Source organism: Ottowia sp. oral taxon 894, from assembly GCF_001262075.1.
GTDB lineage: Bacteria > Pseudomonadota > Gammaproteobacteria > Burkholderiales > Burkholderiaceae_C > Ottowia > Ottowia massiliensis.
The window spans coordinates 299,176-317,596 of sequence record NZ_CP012073.1 but is presented as its reverse complement, the minus strand read 5'-3'; the positions used below and the strand labels follow the sequence as shown (position 1 = coordinate 317,596).

Annotated in this window: 18 protein-coding genes and 2 pseudogenes; 9 read left to right on the top strand and 11 right to left on the bottom strand. The window is 63.7% G+C overall.

Translation table 11 applies throughout. The features are described 5' to 3' along the window. Window positions 1-16: 16 nt before the first annotated feature. On the bottom strand, window positions 17-322 hold the full coding sequence (locus tag ADJ79_RS01305) for a hypothetical protein (RefSeq protein ID WP_050714446.1): 306 nt from the start codon (window positions 320-322) through the stop codon (window positions 17-19). A gap of 65 nt (window positions 323-387) precedes the next feature. Between ADJ79_RS01305 and ADJ79_RS01300 the strand changes: the two genes are divergently transcribed. The 7 genes and pseudogenes from ADJ79_RS01300 to ADJ79_RS12900 form a co-directional block, all read left to right on the top strand. Next, window positions 388-1,194 (top strand): ABC transporter ATP-binding protein, encoded by an 807-nt coding sequence (locus ADJ79_RS01300; RefSeq protein ID WP_050716329.1) that lies wholly within the window; start codon window positions 388-390, stop codon window positions 1,192-1,194. Beyond that, a complete protein-coding gene (locus ADJ79_RS01295; RefSeq protein ID WP_050714445.1) occupies window positions 1,191-1,916 on the top strand; it encodes an ABC transporter ATP-binding protein in 726 nt (241 codons plus the stop codon). The genes ADJ79_RS01300 and ADJ79_RS01295 overlap by 4 nt, the downstream gene beginning before the upstream one ends. Continuing rightward, entirely contained in the window at window positions 1,913-2,113 is a 201-nt protein-coding gene (locus tag ADJ79_RS01290; protein ID WP_050714444.1) for a hypothetical protein, read from the top strand. The genes ADJ79_RS01295 and ADJ79_RS01290 overlap by 4 nt, the downstream gene beginning before the upstream one ends. Before the next feature lie 72 nt (window positions 2,114-2,185). After that, complete coding sequence (locus ADJ79_RS01285) at window positions 2,186-3,301, top strand: ABC transporter substrate-binding protein (RefSeq protein WP_050714443.1); 1,116 nt, start codon at window positions 2,186-2,188, stop codon at window positions 3,299-3,301. A gap of 364 nt (window positions 3,302-3,665) precedes the next feature. Further along, a complete protein-coding gene (locus ADJ79_RS01280) occupies window positions 3,666-4,934 on the top strand; it encodes a tetratricopeptide repeat protein (protein WP_050714442.1) in 1,269 nt (422 codons plus the stop codon). 20 nt (window positions 4,935-4,954) lie between these two features. Further along, window positions 4,955-6,715 (top strand): single-stranded-DNA-specific exonuclease RecJ, encoded by a 1,761-nt coding sequence (gene recJ, locus ADJ79_RS01275; protein ID WP_050716328.1) that lies wholly within the window; start codon window positions 4,955-4,957, stop codon window positions 6,713-6,715. A 224-nt stretch (window positions 6,716-6,939) separates the two neighbouring features. Beyond that, window positions 6,940-7,338 (top strand): annotated as a pseudogene (locus ADJ79_RS12900) (transposase); the annotation flags it as partial. An 11-nt stretch (window positions 7,339-7,349) separates the two neighbouring features. On the opposite strand, the gene ADJ79_RS01265 reads toward ADJ79_RS12900, so the two are convergent. The 4 genes from ADJ79_RS01265 to ADJ79_RS13755 all read right to left on the bottom strand — a co-directional run bounded on the left by ADJ79_RS01265 (window position 7,350) and on the right by ADJ79_RS13755 (window position 10,984). Further along, window positions 7,350-7,865 carry a hypothetical protein gene (locus tag ADJ79_RS01265; protein WP_050714440.1) on the bottom strand — a complete coding sequence of 172 codons (516 nt, stop codon included), beginning with the start codon at window positions 7,863-7,865 and terminating at the stop codon, window positions 7,350-7,352. Continuing rightward, window positions 7,862-8,290, bottom strand: coding sequence for a hypothetical protein (locus ADJ79_RS01260; RefSeq protein WP_050714439.1), 429 nt, complete (start codon window positions 8,288-8,290; stop codon window positions 7,862-7,864). Before ADJ79_RS01260 ends, ADJ79_RS01265 begins: the two co-directional genes overlap by 4 nt. Window positions 8,291-8,477: 187 nt before the next feature. Continuing rightward, the gene (gene safA / locus ADJ79_RS12895) at window positions 8,478-9,959 is read right to left on the bottom strand and encodes a SafA/ExsA family spore coat assembly protein (RefSeq protein WP_082202769.1); all 1,482 of its coding nucleotides are present in this window, start codon (window positions 9,957-9,959) and stop codon (window positions 8,478-8,480) included. Between the two features lie 863 nt (window positions 9,960-10,822). Next, window positions 10,823-10,984 carry a hypothetical protein gene (locus ADJ79_RS13755; RefSeq protein WP_156303944.1) on the bottom strand — a complete coding sequence of 54 codons (162 nt, stop codon included), beginning with the start codon at window positions 10,982-10,984 and terminating at the stop codon, window positions 10,823-10,825. Window positions 10,985-11,094: 110 nt separating this feature from the next. Here ADJ79_RS13755 and orn point away from each other — a divergent pair, with 110 nt between their 5' ends. Beyond that, the gene (gene orn, locus ADJ79_RS01250) at window positions 11,095-11,676 is read left to right on the top strand and encodes an oligoribonuclease (protein ID WP_050714438.1); all 582 of its coding nucleotides are present in this window, start codon (window positions 11,095-11,097) and stop codon (window positions 11,674-11,676) included. Window positions 11,677-12,322: 646 nt separating this feature from the next. Next, window positions 12,323-12,611, top strand: a pseudogene (locus ADJ79_RS15655) (IS5/IS1182 family transposase); the annotation flags it as partial. A gap of 137 nt (window positions 12,612-12,748) precedes the next feature. Here ADJ79_RS15655 and ADJ79_RS01240 read toward each other — a convergent pair. The 6 genes from ADJ79_RS01240 to ADJ79_RS01220 all read right to left on the bottom strand — a co-directional run bounded on the left by ADJ79_RS01240 (window position 12,749) and on the right by ADJ79_RS01220 (window position 18,381). Beyond that, window positions 12,749-13,063, bottom strand: coding sequence for a hypothetical protein (locus ADJ79_RS01240; protein WP_050714436.1), 315 nt, complete (start codon window positions 13,061-13,063; stop codon window positions 12,749-12,751). Window positions 13,064-13,255: 192 nt separating this feature from the next. After that, window positions 13,256-15,055 (bottom strand): fructose-specific PTS transporter subunit EIIC, encoded by a 1,800-nt coding sequence (locus tag ADJ79_RS01235; protein ID WP_050714435.1) that lies wholly within the window; start codon window positions 15,053-15,055, stop codon window positions 13,256-13,258. 23 nt (window positions 15,056-15,078) lie between these two features. Beyond that, window positions 15,079-15,537: an SMI1/KNR4 family protein gene (locus ADJ79_RS01230; protein WP_050714434.1), complete on the bottom strand. Its 459-nt coding sequence runs from the start codon at window positions 15,535-15,537 to the stop codon at window positions 15,079-15,081. A 207-nt stretch (window positions 15,538-15,744) separates the two neighbouring features. Next, complete coding sequence (gene pfkB, locus ADJ79_RS01225; RefSeq protein WP_253273844.1) at window positions 15,745-16,740, bottom strand: 1-phosphofructokinase; 996 nt, start codon at window positions 16,738-16,740, stop codon at window positions 15,745-15,747. 7 nt (window positions 16,741-16,747) lie between these two features. Then, window positions 16,748-16,924: a hypothetical protein gene (locus ADJ79_RS13745; RefSeq protein ID WP_156303941.1), complete on the bottom strand. Its 177-nt coding sequence runs from the start codon at window positions 16,922-16,924 to the stop codon at window positions 16,748-16,750. A 26-nt stretch (window positions 16,925-16,950) separates the two neighbouring features. Beyond that, entirely contained in the window at window positions 16,951-18,381 is a 1,431-nt protein-coding gene (locus tag ADJ79_RS01220) for a phospholipid carrier-dependent glycosyltransferase (RefSeq protein ID WP_050714433.1), read from the bottom strand. Window positions 18,382-18,421: the final 40 nt, after the last annotated feature.

Below are 18,421 nucleotides of genomic sequence, written 5' to 3'. Positions count from 1 at the left end.
AGCTAAATAGGGGCCTTCAGCCTGCTTCACCCACTGGCTGCGTTTTGCGCCATCCCGATTCGCCCTGCGCGTTCTTCAGGTTCCGGGAAAAGGGCGCGCCGGAGGCGGTATATTCGCTATTGGAAAATGAATAGGTGGCGGAAGAGTTCATGCGCGAAAACGGCGGACGCGGCCAGGAAAATTTGATGCGGCATGGATGGAAAGCCGGATTGGAATGAGTGCGCAGGCCGTTTCGCCCGAGGCGAAAATAGCATTTGCAAGCCGCCTTTGTGATTTGAAGCCATGATTTGACGGCGCTGCGCGCATAGCCTTTATCTGCCATTCACGTTGATAATGAATGACGATGCCAGCGCGCGAGATTTTGATGCTGAAAACCGGAATTTATCCATGTCATTACCCGCCCTAGCCCTGCAAGACGTGCGCAAGCGCTTTGGCGCCAGCGAAATCATTGGCGGCGTGAGCCTGGCGGTGCAGCCGGGCGAGCGCGTGGCGGTGATTGGGCCCAATGGTGCGGGCAAGTCCACGCTGTTTGATCTGATCAGCGGGCGCACGCGCCCTGATGGCGGGCAAATTTGGCTGCACGGGGCGCGCGTAGATGGCAAACGGCCTTTTGAGATCAACCGCATGGGCCTGTCGCGCAGTTTTCAGATCTCGCGCGTGTTTGGCGGCCTGAGCGTGCAAGACAACCTGCGTTGCGCCGCACTGTGGGCGCTGGGCTACCGCTACAGCCTGCTGCGCTGGCTGGGCCGCTTGCGCGATGTGAACCAGCGCGCCGATGAGCTGCTGGAGCGCACGCGCCTGGCGCACCGCCGCCACGCGCTGGCGGCGCACCTGGCGTATGCGGAGCAGCGGGCGCTGGAAATCGGCATCACGCTGGCCGGCGGCGCGCGCGTGGTGTTGCTGGACGAGCCGACAGCAGGCATGAACGCGGATGAGACGGCGCATTTCATCGGCCTCATCCGCGAGCTGACGGCCGGGCGCACGCTGCTGATGGTGGAGCACGACATGGGCGTGGTTTTCAGCCTGGCAGACCGCATCGCCGTGCTGGCGCAAGGGCGCTTGCTGGCGTTTGACACGCCCGAGGCCGTGCGCGCCGATGCGCGCGTGAAAGCGGTTTACCTGGGCAGCGAAGCCGGTTCGGCGGATGCACCGGCTTCGCTTCAGGCCGCCGCCCATGCGGGAGGGCGGGCATGACGCTGCTTGTGCGCGACTTGCGCGCCTGCTACGGCAAAAGCGAAGTGCTGCACGGCGTGCGGCTGGAAGTGGCGCCGGGCGAAATCGTGGCGCTGCTGGGGCGCAATGGCGCGGGGCGTTCCACTTGCGCCAAGGCCATCATGGGGCTGCTGCCCGCCAGCGGAAGCGTGAGCTGGCGCGGCCAGCCGCTGCTGGGGCGGCCCGCGCATGAAATCGCCCGCCTGGGGCTGGGTTATGTGCCCGAAAGCCGCGATGTCTTTCCGCGCCTGACCGTGCGCCAGAACCTGCTGCTGGGCGAAAAACAGGGCGCGAATCAGGGAGCGAATCAGGGGGCGGCCGGGCGCGCGCCCTGGCGCATGCAAGACATGTTCGAGCTGTTTGCGCCGCTCAAGGCGCGCGAGCGCACCGAAGCGGGTGTGCTCTCCGGCGGCGAGCAGCAAATGCTCACGCTCTGCCGCACGCTCATGGGCAACCCCGATTTGCTGCTGGTGGATGAACCCACGGAAGGGCTGTCGCCCCTGATGGCCCAGCAGGTGGGCCGCTGCCTGCAAATGCTGCAAGCGCGGGGCCTGGGCATCTTGCTCATCGAGCAAAAGCTCTCCATCGCGCTGCGCATTGCCACCCGTGCGCTGGTGATGGGGCAGGGCCGCATCGTCTTTGAAGGCACGCCGCAGGCGCTGCGCGCTGACGAAAAAACCTGGCGCGAGTGGCTTCAGATATGACGGGCGGCGCGCTCGAGCAGCTGCTTGGGCGCTTGCTTGATTCGATGGCGCGCTTTTCAGCTTTCACCGGGCTGCCTGCGCTTGCAAAAGCGCAAGGCGAAACGCGCCTGCCGCACGCGAACGCCTGCTTCATGCGGCTGTTTATTTCGCATTCCGCAAACATCAGCTTGGCGCGGCTATGGCGTGGGCCAATGTAACTAGGCGATACTTAACGATACGTCATGTTCGTATCAACGCATTGGCACCAACTCACTCTGGGGAAACACCGCATGGCTGCGCTGCTGAAATTCGTGATGGCCACGGCCTGCGCCGTGGCGTGGGGCGCTGTTCCGCTGGCCGCCTGCGCGCAGGAGGCGCTGGAGGTGGTTCAGATCGTGCCGCTCAGCGGCCCCCTGGCGCAGGCGGGCCGCGAAATCAACGCCATGACCCGCGCCACGCTGGATGACTACAACCGGAACGCCAAGGGCGGCGTGCGCATCGAGCTGAAATCGCTGGATGACGGCTACAGCGCCGTCAAGGCCACGCAAGCTGCTTCGTCCGCAGTGTCCAGCGCGCAAGCTTTTTTGTCGTGCTTTGGCTCCCCCAGCTGCCTGGCGCAGCAGCAAATCTGCGCCAAGGCCAAAGTGCCCCTGCTTGGCCCCGTGGCCGGTTCGTCCGCCCTGCGCGGCAAACAGGCCTGGTACACCTACGCCGTGCGCGCCCCGGCCAGCGGCGAGCTGTTGCGGCTGCTGGGCTTCATCAACGCCACCGGCCTCAAAAGCGTGGGCGTGTTCATTCAGGAAGACGGTTTTGGCATTGACTACGCCAGCGAGCTGGACAAGCTGCGCGACCGCTTTCCGGACCTGCGCTTCGTGCCCCGCCGCTTCAACGCCAGCTTGCCGGACTACCGCCGCGCCGCCGAGGAGCTGATGGCCTCCCGCCCTGACGCGCTGCTGCTGCTGGCCGACAGCCAGCAATCGGCCGCCTTGCTGGATGCCTGGCGCGCCAAGGCCGCCCTGCCGCTGGTGCTGAACCTGGCCGCGCAGGCCGACGCCCAGTACGCCGACCGCGTAAAAGGCCACATGGGCATGGCCGCCTTCGTCACCGTCACCCCCAGCCCGTGGGGCAGCCGCCTGCCCGCCCAGCAGGACTACCAGCGCATCGCCAAGGCGGCGGGCCTCAAGCCCTCTTACCTCAGCTTTGAAAGCTACCTGAACGCCCGCCTGCTGATTGAAGCCGTGAAAAACGGGCAGGTGAAAAACAAGACCGACCTCTCGCGCTGGCTGGATGCTGCCGCCAACATTGACCTGGGCACCGGCTACGGCCTGAACTACAAGGGCGAGCGCCAGGGCGCCAGCCACACCGATCTGGCCGTGCTGACGCCGGAAGGCAAATTCCGGCATTGACGCCAGCGGGTGGATTCGCGCCCGCCCAAGGCCTGCCGGGCTGGAAAAGCGCGGCAAGCAGGCCGCTGAAGCGCTGAAAACCTGTTCAGAGAGCTTGGGCGGAAAAGAGCCTGCGCCTTGGCAATGTCCGTCAGAAAACACCCAAAACAGGAGCAAATTCAAGGGGTCTTGAATGCCTTGCTGCGCAGTTTCTTCTAGGACCTCATGCTATGGATAGAGGAGCTAAATCAGGCCAGGCTTTGCGTGAGCCTGGCCCTGCGCATGGACTGTTTTTCTGCCCATTTCCCCGCCCATCGCTCCCCGCCAGCGCTCGCGGGCAGGCTGGCCAGAGCGGCGGCTTCGCCCGCCTTGCCACAATCGCCGCATGGCACAGCAAGAAACCCGCACTTTCCGCAAACACTGGCTCTACACCGCCACGGCTCCCGGCGGGCGGCGCGCGCAGGGCGTGGTGCAGGCCAGCGACGCGCGGCAGGCGCTGGAAGTGATCGGGCGCGAATTTCCGCAGCTGGGCAACGTGCGCATCCTGAACATGGCCAGCGACTTGCTGCCGCTGGAAGAAGCGGCGCGGCAGCGCTTTGGCGTGCCGCCCGATGAAGTCACGCCGCAGCAATGGGCAGACCTGGCGGCCAGCCTGGTGGCGGAGATGGAGCAGCAAGGTTTGAGCCTCGCCCAGGGCTTGCGCCAGACGGCGGCGCGGCATCGCCCCCTGCTGCTGGGGCTGGGCGTGGCGCTGGCGCTGGCGCTGTACCGCCAGTGGCCCTGGTGGGTGGCGCTGCTGGCGGCGCTGGGCATGGCGGCGCCGTTTGCCGCCTGCGCGCTGGCGTGGCGTCATGTCTTGCAGCACCGGCAGGGGCTGTGCGCCGCGCTGGCGGGCGACGCGATGGGCTTGCGGGAGAGCCTTCAGGCGCTCACGGATGCGGCGCTGAGCCGGCCGTGGGCGCCCGGCCTGCGTGAAATGGCCTGGGAGCTGGCTTTTTACAGCGCTTGCATGACCGCGCGCTATCAGGGCGTGGCCGCTGCGCGCGCCGAGCTGCTGGCGCACCCTTGCCGCCCGGAGGCTGGGGCCGGCGGGGCCGATGCGGCCAGCTGTCAGCCGCTGGGCATTTTTGAATACCTGCTGCCCGCGCGCGCGGGCGATTTCGCCACGGCCGCCGCTGTGCTGGAGGGCATGCTGGCTGCCGCGCCGGACCGGCCCGAATGGCTGATGGACCTGGCCATCACGCGCGAGCGCCTGGGGCAGTTTGACGAAGCCCGGCGGCTGCTGGCGCGGGTGAATACGCAAGAGCTGCCCCCTTTCATCGCCATGTACGAGCAGGGCATACGCGGCCTGCTGGCGCTCGATGACGCGCGGCATGCCGACTTCGGCCAGGCCGTGGCGCTGCTGACCGCCGCCTGCCGCACCGCGCTGGAGTGGACGCAGCGCAACCCCGTGTTCTGGTGGTCTGCCATTTCTTTTGCCTGCGAGCTGTCGCTGGCGCTGGCGCGCAATGGCCAGCCACGGGCCGCGCGCCGGGCGCTGGCCACCGTGCGGCGGCTGGCGCCGCAGTGCGTGGATGCGCGCCGGCTGGAAATCATCCGCGCTGAAGTGGAGCCAGCCTTGCCGCCTGCACCTGCCGCCGGAGCCGCCGCATGAGCGCCGCCGTCCAGGCTGGCGTGCAGCTGCGCGCGCGCGACGTGCCCCCCCGCGCCGCCTGGGCGCTGGAGCAGGCGGGCGTGCACCCGCTGCTGGCGCGCCTGCTGGCCGCGCGCGGCGTGCGCCATGCGGCCGAGCTGGACCCGGCCCTCTCGCGCCTGCTGCCGCCCGTCGGCCCTGAAAGCGGCGGCAGTCCTGAAAGCGGCGGCGGCCTCAAAGGCGCGCCCGAAGCCGCCCGCCTGCTGGCCGACGCCATGGCCGCGCGCAAGCGCATTTGCTTTGTGGCCGATTACGACTGCGACGGCGCCACCGCCTGCGCCGTGGGCGTGCGCGGCCTGCGCATGCTGGGCGCGGCGCACGTGGACTACTTGGTGCCCGACCGCGTGTGCGACGGCTACGGCCTCACGCCCCCCATCGCGCGCCGCGTGGCCGAACGCGGGGCCGACGTGCTGCTCACCGTGGACAACGGCATTGCCAGCGTGGAAGGCGTGCAGGCCGCGCGGGAGCTGGGCCTGCAAGTGCTCGTCACCGACCACCACCTGCCCGGCCCTGCGCTGCCGGCGGCCCACGTCATCGTCAATCCCAACCAGCCCGGCTGCGGCTTTGCCAGCAAAAGCATGGCGGGCGTGGGCGTCATGTTTTACGTGCTGCTGGCCTTGCGCGCCGAGCTGCGCGCGCGCGGCGCCTTCACCGCCGCCAGCCAGCCCCGGCTGGACGCGCTGCTGCCCCTCATCGCCCTGGGCACCGTGGCCGATGTGGTGCGGCTGGACGAAAACAACCGCCGCCTCGTCGCCCAGGGCCTGCGCCGCATTCGCGCCGGACACATGCAGCCGGGCCTGGCCGCGCTGTTTGAGGCATCGGGCCGCCCGTGGGCCAAAGCCAGCGCCGCCGATTTCGGCTTTGCCCTGGGGCCGCGCATCAACGCCGCCGGCCGCCTGGCCGACATGACGATTGGCATCGAGCTGCTGCTCACCGACGACGCAGCCCGCGCCCGGGAGCTGGCCGCGCGGCTGGACGCCATCAACCGCGAGCGCCGCGAAATCGAAAACGGCATGCGCGAGCAGGCCCTGCTGCACGTGGAAAACCTGTTTGACGGCGAGGCCGCCCTGCCGGCGGCCCTGAGCGTGCATGACGACAGCTTTCACGAAGGCGTGGTCGGCATCGTCGCCTCGCGCCTGAAAGACAAATGGCGCCGCCCCGCCTTCGTTTTTGCCGCCAGCGGCGCGCCCGGCAAAGCAGGCGAACTCAAGGGATCGGGCCGCTCCATCCCCGGCTTTCACCTGCGCGACGCGCTCGATCTGGTGGCCAAGCGCAGCCCCGGCACGCTGCTCAAGTTTGGCGGCCACGCCATGGCGGCGGGCTGCACCATCGCGCGCGACCAGTTCGACGCCTTTCGCCGCGCCTTCGAGCAAGTGGCCGCCGAAGAGCTGGACGCCGACGCCCTCAGCTGCTGCATGGAAACCGACGGCCCCCTGCCTGCCCAATACCGCTGCCCGGACGTGGCCGAAGCCCTTCAGGCCGAAGTCTGGGGCCAGGGCTTTCCCGCGCCGCTTTTCTGCGACGAAGTGCAAGTCATCAGCCAGCGCCTGGTCGGCGGCGAAAAGCACCTGTCGCTCAAACTGCGCCACGCGGGCGAGGCGGTGGACGCCATCTGGTTCAACCACACCGGCCCCCTGCCCGAGCGCCCGCGCCTGGCCTACCGGCTGGATGTGGACGAATGGCAGGGCCAGCGCCGCGTGCGCTTCATCGTGGAAGCCGCCGAGGGCGAAAGCCTGGAATAGCCGCGCCCCGCACGGAGCAGACGGCCTCGTTTCGCGCCCTTATTCGGAGCATGAGGTCCCAGAGACTGTTCTCAAAGAGAGAATTTGCGGCAAACGATCGTCATGTATCCAAGTGACATGACCGGTGAACAGACCGTCGATAGCGCGCACTACCCAAGGTCTCCCCGCCCTGGAAACAGGTCTACAGCACCTCTGCCCGCTGGTGCGGCTGCGTCAGCAAGCGCCAAGCCCAGCGCGGATATGACGCAGGCAAAAGAGTCAAGGGGCGCAAGCGCCACATAGCCGTAGACACAATGGAGCGGCTGCTGGCCGTAGTGGTGCACTCAGCAGGCATTCAGAGCCGAGTGGGTGTCAGGGCTTTGCTGGCGAGGCCGTTCTTGCGCTTTGAGTGCCTCAAGACTGTTTTTGTGGATGGCGGCTACTCGGGCCGTCTGATCAATTGGGCGCTGAGCTTGTTTGGCTGGAACATGCAGGAGATCAAGCCAAATTCCGCGCCCACCGGGGCTGGGACCCTTGCGAGACCAGGCGTCTCCGCAGTCAGAAGCAAAGCGGAGACAGCATGGATGTCAAAAAAGCGGATGGGTGCAAATGCATTCCGCATGCGCACCCATCCGCTTTTTTGAAGAACCAAGTGTCAGCGTCCGCCCGCCGTACCAGGCGCGCCGCCTTCTGGGCAAGATGCCTGCGTGTACACACCCCAGGCGAGGCGCTCGCCCTTGGCCAGCTGCTTGTCGCTGGCAAACACAGCCACTTCCAGATCACACGCCTGCTTGGCGCTGCGCTGCACGCGCAAATGGCTGACAGGCGTGCCGTCAAGCTGGCAGGCTGGCTGGCCTACCAGCTTCAGCAGATGGCCCGTGCCATCTGCTTGTTCTTGTACTTGCATGGCATGGGCCGCCGCGCCACAAGGCAGCCAGATCAGGCTTTGCGTCTGCAAGGTCAGATTGCCTGCTGACTCCAGCGCGCGGCTCACCGGCTCCCACTCGCCTTGAAGGGCGGCGGGCAGACTTTCAGCGGCTGCAGGCGCGGTTTGCACAGGCGCGGCTTGGGGCGGGCTGGCGTCCGCATCTGCCGCCGCCCAGGTTCCCTGCGCCAGCGCTGCGGCCAGCAAGCCCATGACGGCAGGCCACAGCAGGCGGCGCGCTTTCATTTGAAAAGCCCTTCGGGCGCGTGGTGCCGCCCAGCCCAGTCTTCCCAGGCCACATCGCTGGGGCCAACGGCAATGTCAATCAGCTTCCAAGCCTGGCCGTCGCGGCGCAGCAGCGCCACGCATAAATCGGACATGGCGCCCGCTTGAGCCGCTTTATGCAGGGCGGTGCCCGCATAGTCAAAGCGCTTGCCTGCGGCATCGCGCAGGTGGGCCTGCATGAAGGCCCAGTCGCCGTCGTAGCGAATGTTTTCTGGCGCCAGCTTCAGCTGCTCCGCATCCAGCTTGAGTGATTGTGCGGCCGCCTGAATGGCGATGGCGGTGATGGCATCGTCATCCGCTTTGTGCACGCTGGGAGCGCCCGCTCCTGCGGCAGGCATGATGGACAAGACCAGCGGCAAGGCCAGCCACTTCACGGGAAATTTCATGTTTTCACTCCGGTTGTTTGAAACTGGGCATTTCAGCATTGCCAACGAATGGCGCTGCAACAGAACGTTGAATGCGCCCTGAGGCGCGCTGCCTCCCTACGAAAAACCCCTGCCCACTGAACCATGGGCAGGGGTCGTTGCGGGCCACGCCAGAAAGCGGCGCGACGCCGCTCTGCTTTGCTGCCGATCAATTCGGCGGCGTCAGGATGGCGGAGAGGTGGTTGTGCCACCAGTTGCTGGTGTCGTAAGTAATGCGCTGGCTGCCATCGGCGTTGCGGTTGTTGGAGCCAATCAGCGTGACCTTGCCGTTTTCATTCGACGCCACGATTTCCGTGTGCGAAACGCCATTGCGTTCCATGATGACCACGTCGCCCGGCTTGGCGTTGGCCAGCGACACCGGCTGCCAGCCCTTGCGGCGCAGCGTGACATCCAGTTGACGCACGGCGTCGGTGTGCTCGCCCGCCGACAGCAGGCCGTTCTTTTGCAAGACCGCCGAGACGAAATTGGCACAGCAAATGTTACTGGGCACATTGGGATTCATCGGCAGCGCGCCGCTGCGTTTGAGTTCGGAAGCGTTGCGGCCTTCAAAGCTCTTGGCGATGGCTGCCGTGTTGGCGCCTTTCCCGTTGCCTGCCGGCGTGGGCGTGGAAGTGCCTTGCGCACCGCCAGTCCCGCCGGCTCCCCCCGCTCCGCCTGTGCCTTGCGCGCCGGAAGGCAGGTTGATCTTTTGATTGGGATAAATCAGGTCAGGGTTGGCGATTTGCGGATTGGCCGCAATCAGGCTCTTGAGCGAAACGCCATGCGCGCGTGCGATATCCCACAAGGTATCGCCTTTCTTCACGGTATAGGAGCCGCCTGCGGCCTTGGCGGGCTGGCCGCCGCCCGTGCTGGGCGTCGCAGGAGAAGGCTGCTGGCTTTGTGCGCCGCCCGTGCCTGTTGGCTTTTGATTGCCAAACATCTGCGCTTCTTCATTGCGCCGGCGCGTCAGGCCGGGCAGCACGCGCCCGCCACCATGGTTGTACTTGCCAAATTCGGCTTGCGCTCCGGCGTAGTCGCCTGCGTTGAGCTTTTCCAGAATGGTCGATTTCTGGAGCGTGCCCGCGCCGCAGTTGAAGGTAAAGCTCACCAGCGCGTCGAACTGGCCTTGTGTCAGCGGCACCTTCACGGCCTTGCGCACGGCGTTCTCGGCCGTGCCCAAGTCCTTGCGCAGCAGCTCGGTCGCCTGTGCTTCGCTAATGGTCTGGCCTTCACGCACATCACTGCCTGTATGGCCGTAGCCGATGGTCAAAATGCCCACCGGGTCGCGATAAGCCGTAGTGCGCAGGCCCTCGTATTTCTTGACCATATCCAGCCCTGCCTGGCTCATGCTCATGCCAGAAGGCTGTGAGCCACCCGCGCCAGAAGCTGCTGCTGTCTGCTGCGTGCCTGCGGTCTGGTTTGCTGCGCCGCCGCCAGCAGCGCCTGCGCCGCCCGGCAAATTAATGGTGTCGCCAGCAAAAATCAAATCAGGATTGCTGATCTGCGGATTGGCCGCCAAAAGCGCCTGAAGCGAAACGCCATTGCGCGCGGCAATGGCCGAAAGCGTATCGCCCTGCTGGACTGAAACGGAGCCTCCGGCAGCGCTTGTGCGCGCAGCATTGGCATGGGAAGAAAAATTGACAGCGGTCATGTTGAGTCCTTTCCTTTGACCAGGGTTGCTACCTGTGCCACATATCCCAAAAGGCTGGCAGACGCATTCATTGTCGGCATCTGTATTTGAAAAAGATAGCTGGGGCGATTACCCTGGGAAAAGCATTTAGAAAACGTGTCGTCAGGTAACGAGGCAATCCTTTCGAATATTTATTTTTTCTGTTTATCTACATGTGCCTGCGATGACGGTCAGCATTCTTATTTCGATAATTTCTATTTCGGAAAAATGCATATAGAAACACGAGCCAGGACGCTTGCGTAGAACGAATCCCCTTTCATTGGGAGAAGTCACACAAATAGCAATATAAATGTAAAATATAATTTACGTGAATGTAAAAGTGCTCTGATGGTAAAAATATTTTTCATTTTATCCGCGTCATGCAATATTAATTTGCAATTTTTCTTGACGGCCTGCATTAAAGGTGTTCCATGAAAAGCTGTTTCGTCTCATGCCTGAACCCGTTCGCGGCCCTGCCTCAGGTGCGTAAAAACGGGTCAGGTCGGAATGCGAAGCACAGGTGGTTAGTCGTAGCGTTTTCAACGCGATGTCCCCTTCAAGCTTGAGGCAACAAGCGGGAGGTTGTGTTTGTCAGCAGAGTAAGGGCGATGGAAGTTGTCGCGCTGCATCCCACGGCGCCAGCTCATCAATGCAGTGGTCTGAAGCGCAATAGCGATATGCATAGGCCCACTGTCTGAACAAAGTCTGGATGAGCCGCTCGGCTATTGCCATGGGTTCTGGGCGTGTAGGGCTTGGTGCGAAAGCGCTTGTGATCCTCAGGCGCTGCAGCAGCCTGGTAAAGCGCCGTGACTGGCAAGCTGTGCCATTGCCAGCTCATCACCGGCTCAACGCATGCCTCCAGGCTTGTCGTAGTGCAGCGCTGCCAGCAGGTGCTGACAGGCGTTCCTGGCCATCTCACGGAAGGCGCCGGGCTGAAGCTCACGGAAACACACGCTTTGTGGATGTCCATTCAGGAAGTCCTGACGTGGATGGTTTGGATTGTTCATGTGTGCCAATGTGGCGGAAGGAAGCGGTCGTGCGGGGAGCGGGGCAGGAATGAAGCAGATTTCGGGCGCGCAGGCCGCCGCGCCTTGCCAAAAGAAGAAAATCCGCGCCCATGACTGAAAACCACACTGCCAACCCAACGCCCGCCCTGGCTTTTTCAGACCAGAACCTCGTCTGGCTGGACTGCGAAATGAGCGGTCTGGACCCCGAACGCGAGCGCCTGCTGGAAATCGCCATCGTCATCACCGACCCGCAGCTGCAAACCCGCGTGGAAGGCCCCGTGCTGGTCATCCACCAAAGCGACGAGCTGCTGGCCGGCATGGACGCCTGGAACCGGGGCACGCATGGCCGCAGCGGGCTGACGGACAAAGTCCGCGCCTCCACCCTCACCGAAGGCGAAGCCGAGCAGCAGCTCATCGCCTTCATCTCGCGCTACGTCTCCAAGGGCGTGGCGCCCATGTGCGGCAACACCATTGGGCAAGACAGGCGCTTTCTCGTCAAATACATGCCCCGGCTGGAATCGTTTTTCCACTACCGCAATATTGACGTGAGCACCCTCAAGGAACTGGCCCGCCGCTGGAAGCCCGAGGTTGCAGACGCCTTCCAAAAACGCCAGGCCCACACCGCGCTGGCCGACGTGCATGAATCCATCGACGAGCTGCTGCATTACCGCGAACATTTCATTCGCATTTGAAAACCCGTTCACAGGCGCTTTTTCCCGGAAAGCGCTTTTTTGTTTGAAAGCGGATTCCGGCGGCGTATTTCAGCGCGGATTTGGGCTTTTGTTCTCTTGCGGCCTTTCATTCTTTGCCGGGGCATTCCGCTCCGCAGCCTTCGCGGCCTGGCCCAAAGCATGGTCCCGACAGGAAGTATCAAAAGCAGGAGCAAATTGAACAGGGCTAAAAACGGTTCCTGCGCACGTTTCACTAGGACATCATGCTCCTTTTTAAGGAGCGGAATCAGCCCTTTTTTTCACATGGAAGGTGGAGCCAAATGCAGCCAGGTTTTCCCAAGCTGATGACCGCAATACATGATGCGCAGAGCGCGCTTGTTTCAAGCCACAAAAAAGGCCGTCCAAGCAGGTCTCGGACGGCCTTTATTCTGGTTGCCTATTTGAAATCAGCATCCGTCAGCAACTTGCTGCCTTGTATTTCTTTCACGTTGTGCGTGCCAGCCCGCATCATGTTGATCGTCATTTCTTTTTTGAACTGCACCATGACCGAATTGACGCGTTTGCGCACAGCAACCTCACCGTCGGCCTGCCCGTTCAGTCCGTGCCTGCGCTGGGCGGCTGGGGCCTGCTGGCTGCCGCACTCGGCTTCATGGGCGTGCGCTGGGGGCGCTGCAAAAGTAGCTTGAGCCGGGAGCAAAGCCTGCTGTGCGGTGTTGCTTACGCGGGCCAGCCATTTGTTGCAAGGCGTCAAAGACATCTCGGGCAGGCGCGTGATGGTTCGCAAAGAGAAGCGAATTTCACGCTTTCAAGGTGATGCCCAAACGCTGGGTGGTTGAGCACAGCCTTGTCTGGCTGGAGAAAAGCCGGAGGCTTTGGATGAGCGGTGAGCGGCTGCTTCGCGCCAGCTTGCCGTTCGTTTATTTGGCATCCTGGCTCTCTTGAACAAAAGATTTTGAACAGGTTCTGGGAATAAGCGGCGGACGGGCCTTGCGGCTTTCAATGCGTTTGGCGTGGCAGTGGCATCAAGCCGTTTGGAAAACTCGCCAGGCATCTGAAACCTGATTTTGAACCGCTTGTTTTCCCTGCGGGCGCTTCAGGAAAATATCTTATCCACCGCAATGAGAAACTTTTCAAGGACTTCATTCCAGGACTGGCCTTTCAATTTGTCTGGATCAAACATTTCGTCCATTACGAAAATAAGCGCATCATTGATCCAGTCAGGCGGATTGCCTTGGCTCTGGGGAAACGTTGGCTGGAGCCGGTAGGTCTCCAGCCTGTAAACCTTGCCGAAAAAGATTTTTTCGCCCCTTTCTTGCAGGATTTCCAAACGAAATCGAAAAGCTTCCCCGTCGCCCGCTTCGAACGGTTCCAAATCAAAAACTTTCACCTGTTCGCAAATCTTTTTCATGATTATTGGGCATGGTTTTTGAATCAGCGATGGCGGCGCGGGCGGCGGCAAAGGACAAGGCAAAGGCTGTTCAACATCAAAAAAAGGAGCGAATTTCAGCCGGCGTAATGCCGTGATGTCCTGGTGCAGTCAGGAAACCTTGCTATGAATGCAGGAGCGAAAAAATCGCTGGCGGGGCAGGGCAGGGCGCTTTCAGGCTGTTTGCGCGGGTTTCTTGAGCGCGCCCAGCAGCACGGCGCTCAAGACTGTTCCGGCGGCAATCGCCGCCAGATACAGGCCCAGATGGGTGACGGCATTGGGGATGGGCAGCACGAAGGCGCCGCCGTGGGGCACGCGCAATTCGCACCCGGCGAGCATGGAAACCGCGCCAGTGAGGGCCGAGCCTGCGGCCAGGGCGGGAATGACGCGCAGCGGGTCTTTGGCGGCAAAGGGAATGGCGCCTTCGGTGATGAAGGCCAGGCCCATGACGGCGGCGGCTTTGGCGCCGTCGCGCTCTTCGGCGCTGAAGCGGCTTTTGAACAGCCAGGCGGCCAGGGCGATGGCCAGCGGCGGCGTCATGCCGGCGGCCATGACGGCGGCCATGGGCGAATAGACCTCGCTGGCGATCAGGCCGGTGCCGAAGGTGTAGGCGGCCTTGTTGATGGGGCCGCCCATGTCGATGGCCATCATGCCGCCCAGCAGCAGGCCCAGCAGCAAGGCGCTGCTGCCTTGCAGGCCCTTGAGCCACTGGGTGAGCGCGGCCAGCAGCGCGGCCACGGGCTGGCCGATCACGTAATACATGAGCAAGCCGGTGATGAGCGTGCCCAGCAGCGGGAGGATGAGCACGGGCTTGAGGCCGTCCAGGTTGCGGCCCAGCCGGATTTTTTCGTTCAGCCACTTGACGGCGTAGCCCGCGATGAAGCCGGAGGCCAGGCCGCCCAGAAAGCCCGCGCCGATGCTGTTTGCAATCATCCCGCCGGCCATGCCGGGCGTGATGCCGGGGCGGTCGGCCACGGAGTAGGCGATGTAGCCCGAGAGCACGGGAATCATGAGCGCGAAGGTGGCGCTTTTGCCAATGGAAAACAGCGTCCAGCCCAGCGTGCCCTGGTGCGCGTCGTCATACACGTAAATGCCGCCCAGCGCGAAGCCCAGCGCAATGAGCAGCCCGCCGGTCACCACAAAAGGCAGCATGAAGGACACGCCCGTCATCAGGTGCTTGTAGGCCCCGGTGCGCTCTTTTTTGGCGGCGGGGGCGGCTTCTTTTGGGGCGGATGGGGCCGCGCCGTGCGGCTGCGCTTCGGCCAGCGCCTGGCGGATCAGGCCTTGGCCGTTTTTGATGGCCGCCTTGGTGCCGCTGGCAAAAAGGCGCTTGCCTGCAAAGCGGCTGGCGTCCACTTGCGTGTCGGCAGCGATGATGACCAGATCAGCCGCCGCAATGTCGTCAGGCGAAAGGGTGTTTTGCGCGCCAACCGAGCCTTGCGTTTCCACCTTCATCTGGCAGCCCAGCGCGGCGGCGGCGGCCTTCAGCCCTTCTTCGGCCATGAAGGTGTGGGCTATGCCCGTGGGGCAGGAGGTGACGGCAACCACTTTGAGCGCCTGCCAGTTTTCTGCGCCTGGCCGTTCAGCCTCTTTGGGGCCGCCTGCCCCCGTGGCCTCCGTGACATCAGCGCGGGCCGCCATCAAACCGGGCGAACCGGCGGGCGAACCGGCGCCTGCTTGCTGCAAGCACTGGCGCAGCACGCCCGCCGCATCGGCCAGCACGGCGGCCAGCGTGGCCACGTGCGCGGCCTTGCCCGCCAGCCGCTGCGCGGGCGCTTCGCCCACGCACAGCACCAGCGGCGCGGCGGCCAGTTCTTCGGGCGCAAGAGGGTCTTGCGCGCCGCTTTCCAGCAGGGTTTCGATGCGCAAGGGCAGCTGCATGGCGCGGGCGGCCTCGCGCAGCGCCTCGCGCGCCAGCAGCGAATGCGTGGCGCGGGCGGGCGTGTTGATGATGACCAGCAGGGAGGAAGGCATGGCTTGCGGCTCCGGCAAGGTGATTACAGGTTGAAATGAGACATCAAATCGCGGCGCAAATCTTCATAGCACGCCGCCAGCCAGGGCACAAAGCCATCGGCCAGCGCAAAGGCGCTGCCATCGCGCATGCACCACACCACCGGCGGCTCCGCCTGGGCGGCAGACACATCAAAGGCCAGCGCGTCGCCCCCGTCCTGCCAAAAGGGCAGCAGGCCCAGCGCCAGATGGCCGCGCTCTTGCGCCTGGCGCAGCAGGCTCTCCAGGCTCAAATGCGGCTCTGGCGCATTGGCCCAGCGAAAACCCTCGCCCACGGCCCGCATTTGCGCCGCATGCAGGGTTTGAAATTCAATGAAGCTGGGCGGAAAAACCACGCTGAATTCTTTTTCCAGCCGTTCAAAATCCGCCCGCGTGGGCAAGCCCCAGTCGGGCGAAAAATCGCCGCAGAAATCGGGGTAGAGGGATTGGAGGTCGGTGAGGGTCATGAATCAGGCCAATTCAGTTGAATAAATCATGCTTTCGATATTCTTATGGCATGAAAGCATGAGGCATAAATCATGATAATCAAATCTCATCATGAAAATCGTGTTCTCTGGCATATTATTTTGCAAAACAGGGAAGCAGACGCTGGCAGATTATCAGATTGCCTTGCTTCCATGAATCGGTTTTCAGGGCCGCGTGCATGCGCTGATTCATGGCCGGGCCGTTTCAATCATTTCGGATATTTCCACTTCATTTTCAAGCGCGGATATTGTGTGGCGTTCCATTGAATCCGCTCCAGCCAGGCCCAGTTTCGCCGTCGCAAACGCCACGCCATACCGGAGCGCCTCTTGCCAGCCCAGCCCCGCGTGGCGGGCGGCCAGCAGGCCGGCCACTTGCGCGTCGCCCGCGCCGACGGTGCTGAGAACCTGTTCAGAGCCGGGCCGCAGTTGCACGGGCAAGGGTGCGGCCAGCCAGGCGCCTTCGGGGCTGCTCATGAAAGCGCCTTGCTCGCCCAGGGAGACGACGACGGTTTCCACGCCCTGGGCGTGCAGGCCGCGCGCGGCTTCGCGTAAATCGGTGCAAGTGGGCAGCGGGCGGCCCAGCAGGGTTTCCAGCTCGTGGCGGTTGGGTTTGATGAGGGCCAGCGGCACGCCGCAGGCCAGGGCCTGCTTCAGCGCCGCGCCGCTGGTGTCCAGCGCAATGCGCGCGCCGCGCTCGTGCAAAAGTTTCAGCAGCGGCGCGTAGCCTTCGGTTTGCAGGCCGGGCGGCAGGCTGCCGGCGGCCAGCGTCCACTGGCCGGGTTGTGCGCGCTGGCGCACGTCTTGCAGCAGGGCCTGCCAGGCGGCGGCGGGCACGGCGGGGCCGGGCAGGTTGATGTCGGTGGTGTCGCCCGTGTCGGCCGCCACGATCTTGATGTTGGTGCGCGTGCTGCCGGGCACGCGCTGGCAGGCGTCTGCGATGCCTTTGCGGGCAAACAGCGCCTCGAACGCCGCCGCGTTGTCTTGCCCCAGCAGCCCGAGCGCCACGACGGGCGCGCCCCAGTCGGCCAGGCAGCTGGCCACGTTGATGCCTTTGCCGCCCGCGTTGCGGCGCGCTTGCGTGGCCACGTTCACCGCGCCGGGGCGCAGGCTGGGCAGGCTCACGGTTTCGTCAATGGCAGGGTGGGGCGTGATGGTGAGGATGGGCAGGGGCATGGCGTTTTTCATGGCGTTTTCATGGCGTTTCCGGCAAGTCATTCATTTTTGAAGCGCGTGAATTCAAGGATGAATTCGCTCCTGCTTCAATAGCAGACTCTCCGCGTGGAATATGCGACATATGGCTTTTTTGCAGTACCTGAATTCGCTCCTTTTTTTGAGGCGATTCCGCCAGCTTCCGGCGGATGGCAGGCATGGCGGGCATGGCGGGGCAGGGCCGTTTCATTTCCATGAATCAAACAGCATCAGCGCATTGAATGTGGATGCCTGTATGGGTAGGCCATATACCACGGGCGCAAGCCACAAAAAGCCCAGCAGGCCCGCTGCTGCAAAAAGCCATGCCCAGCGCCGCGAAAGGCCCGCGCAGGTGGCCAGCCGGGCGCTCATGACATAACTGACGGCCAGCGCCGGAAAATAGTGGTAAATGAACATGGGCCGGTGAATGAAGAAAAACGGCGCGAAATTCACCAGATACGCCAGCGCCAGCAAATAATCGCTTTGCGCGGGCGGGGCTGCCGGTTTGCCCATATTCGCGCCGCGCCAGGGCGAGGGCAGCAGGGCGGCCAGAAAATACAGCGCTCCCAAAGCCAGCGGCCACCAAATGGCGATATTGGCCGCCATGTAAATGCGCTCCGGCGGCTGGTTCTGGCTGCTCCACACGAAAATGCCGCGCCAGCCCCACGGCCAGGTGTACCAGGGGCTGGCATACGGGTGCCCTGAAACCTGGCTGGAATACGAAGCCATGGCGCGGTGCAGCTCCAGCGTGGCATAAGGGGTGAAAAGCCGGTCACTGCCTGCCGGATTTTCACGCCGCTCTTTCAGCCGCTGCTGCATGGGGGCAGACATATACGCATCGCCCGGCCCCGCCTTGGGCAGCAGCGCAAAATGCAGCGCATATCCGCCGCCTTGCACCAGCAATATCACGGCCGTAATAACCAAAAACGCGCCTGTTTTCGCGCGCCATTGCCGCCGGATGTTTTGCCAGATTGACCCGATGGCCGGAAAACCTTCCAGCGCCAGCGCGGCGAAAACCGGCGCGACAAAGCCCAGCCCCGTCCACTTCACGCCGCAGGCCAGCCCCAGCGCCAGCGCGCCCAGCAGCAAATGGCGCTTTTTGCCCTGCCGCCGCCAGGCCGCCATGCCGCACCAGCCCGCCAGGCCGAAAGTCAATAGCGGAATATCGTTGAGGATGAAGCGCGATTCCACCATCAGCACGGTGTCAAACGCCGCCAGCCAGCCTGCGCACAAGGCCCAGCGCCGCGCCGCGCCAAAATCCAGCGCCAGCCGCGCCACCAGAAGCGGCAATACCGTGCCGCACAGCGCCGGAAACAAGCGCATCCATAAATAAAACCCGCCCGGATAATGCAGGCCGTGCGGATGAAACGAAAACCCTTGCGGCACGCCCGCCAGCGCGCCCAGCGCCGCGTAAATGAGCTTCATGTGCGGCGGGTGAATATCAAAGTAATATTCCCCGCTGAAATAATACGAAGCAAAGCGCCCCACCAGGCTTTCGTCAAAAGCCACTTCGGCAGGCTCGGCCAGCCGCCATAAATGCAGCAGGGCGGAAACGGCCAGCAAAAGCAGCCAGGGCCAGCCTTGCCGCCAATGCTGGCGGATGGGCTGCCCTATTTCTGTTTTCAGACTGAATGGCATTTTTAAAATCTGGCGCGGCCGCTGGGCGAATGTGAAACGT

What these genes read in the sequence shown, in the direction of transcription:
- ADJ79_RS01305 (WP_050714446.1), bottom strand. Translation starts at nt 322, where the DNA reads ATGGCAGATAAAGGCTATGCGCGCAGCGCCGTCAAATCATGGCTTCAA.
- ADJ79_RS01300 (WP_050716329.1), top strand. Translation starts at nt 388, where the DNA reads ATGTCATTACCCGCCCTAGCCCTGCAAGACGTGCGCAAGCGCTTTGGC.
- ADJ79_RS01295 (WP_050714445.1), top strand. Translation starts at nt 1,191, where the DNA reads ATGACGCTGCTTGTGCGCGACTTGCGCGCCTGCTACGGCAAAAGCGAA.
- ADJ79_RS01290 (WP_050714444.1), top strand. Translation starts at nt 1,913, where the DNA reads ATGACGGGCGGCGCGCTCGAGCAGCTGCTTGGGCGCTTGCTTGATTCG.
- ADJ79_RS01285 (WP_050714443.1), top strand. Translation starts at nt 2,186, where the DNA reads ATGGCTGCGCTGCTGAAATTCGTGATGGCCACGGCCTGCGCCGTGGCG.
- ADJ79_RS01280 (WP_050714442.1), top strand. Translation starts at nt 3,666, where the DNA reads ATGGCACAGCAAGAAACCCGCACTTTCCGCAAACACTGGCTCTACACC.
- ADJ79_RS01265 (WP_050714440.1), bottom strand. Translation starts at nt 7,865, where the DNA reads ATGAAAGCGCGCCGCCTGCTGTGGCCTGCCGTCATGGGCTTGCTGGCC.
- ADJ79_RS01260 (WP_050714439.1), bottom strand. Translation starts at nt 8,290, where the DNA reads ATGAAATTTCCCGTGAAGTGGCTGGCCTTGCCGCTGGTCTTGTCCATC.
- safA (WP_082202769.1), bottom strand. Translation starts at nt 9,959, where the DNA reads ATGACCGCTGTCAATTTTTCTTCCCATGCCAATGCTGCGCGCACAAGC.
- ADJ79_RS13755 (WP_156303944.1), bottom strand. Translation starts at nt 10,984, where the DNA reads ATGAACAATCCAAACCATCCACGTCAGGACTTCCTGAATGGACATCCA.
- orn (WP_050714438.1), top strand. Translation starts at nt 11,095, where the DNA reads ATGACTGAAAACCACACTGCCAACCCAACGCCCGCCCTGGCTTTTTCA.
- ADJ79_RS01240 (WP_050714436.1), bottom strand. Translation starts at nt 13,063, where the DNA reads ATGAAAAAGATTTGCGAACAGGTGAAAGTTTTTGATTTGGAACCGTTC.
- ADJ79_RS01235 (WP_050714435.1), bottom strand. Translation starts at nt 15,055, where the DNA reads ATGCCTTCCTCCCTGCTGGTCATCATCAACACGCCCGCCCGCGCCACG.
- ADJ79_RS01230 (WP_050714434.1), bottom strand. Translation starts at nt 15,537, where the DNA reads ATGACCCTCACCGACCTCCAATCCCTCTACCCCGATTTCTGCGGCGAT.
- pfkB (WP_253273844.1), bottom strand. Translation starts at nt 16,740, where the DNA reads ATGAAAAACGCCATGCCCCTGCCCATCCTCACCATCACGCCCCACCCT.
- ADJ79_RS13745 (WP_156303941.1), bottom strand. Translation starts at nt 16,924, where the DNA reads ATGCCTGCCATCCGCCGGAAGCTGGCGGAATCGCCTCAAAAAAAGGAG.
- ADJ79_RS01220 (WP_050714433.1), bottom strand. Translation starts at nt 18,381, where the DNA reads ATGCCATTCAGTCTGAAAACAGAAATAGGGCAGCCCATCCGCCAGCAT.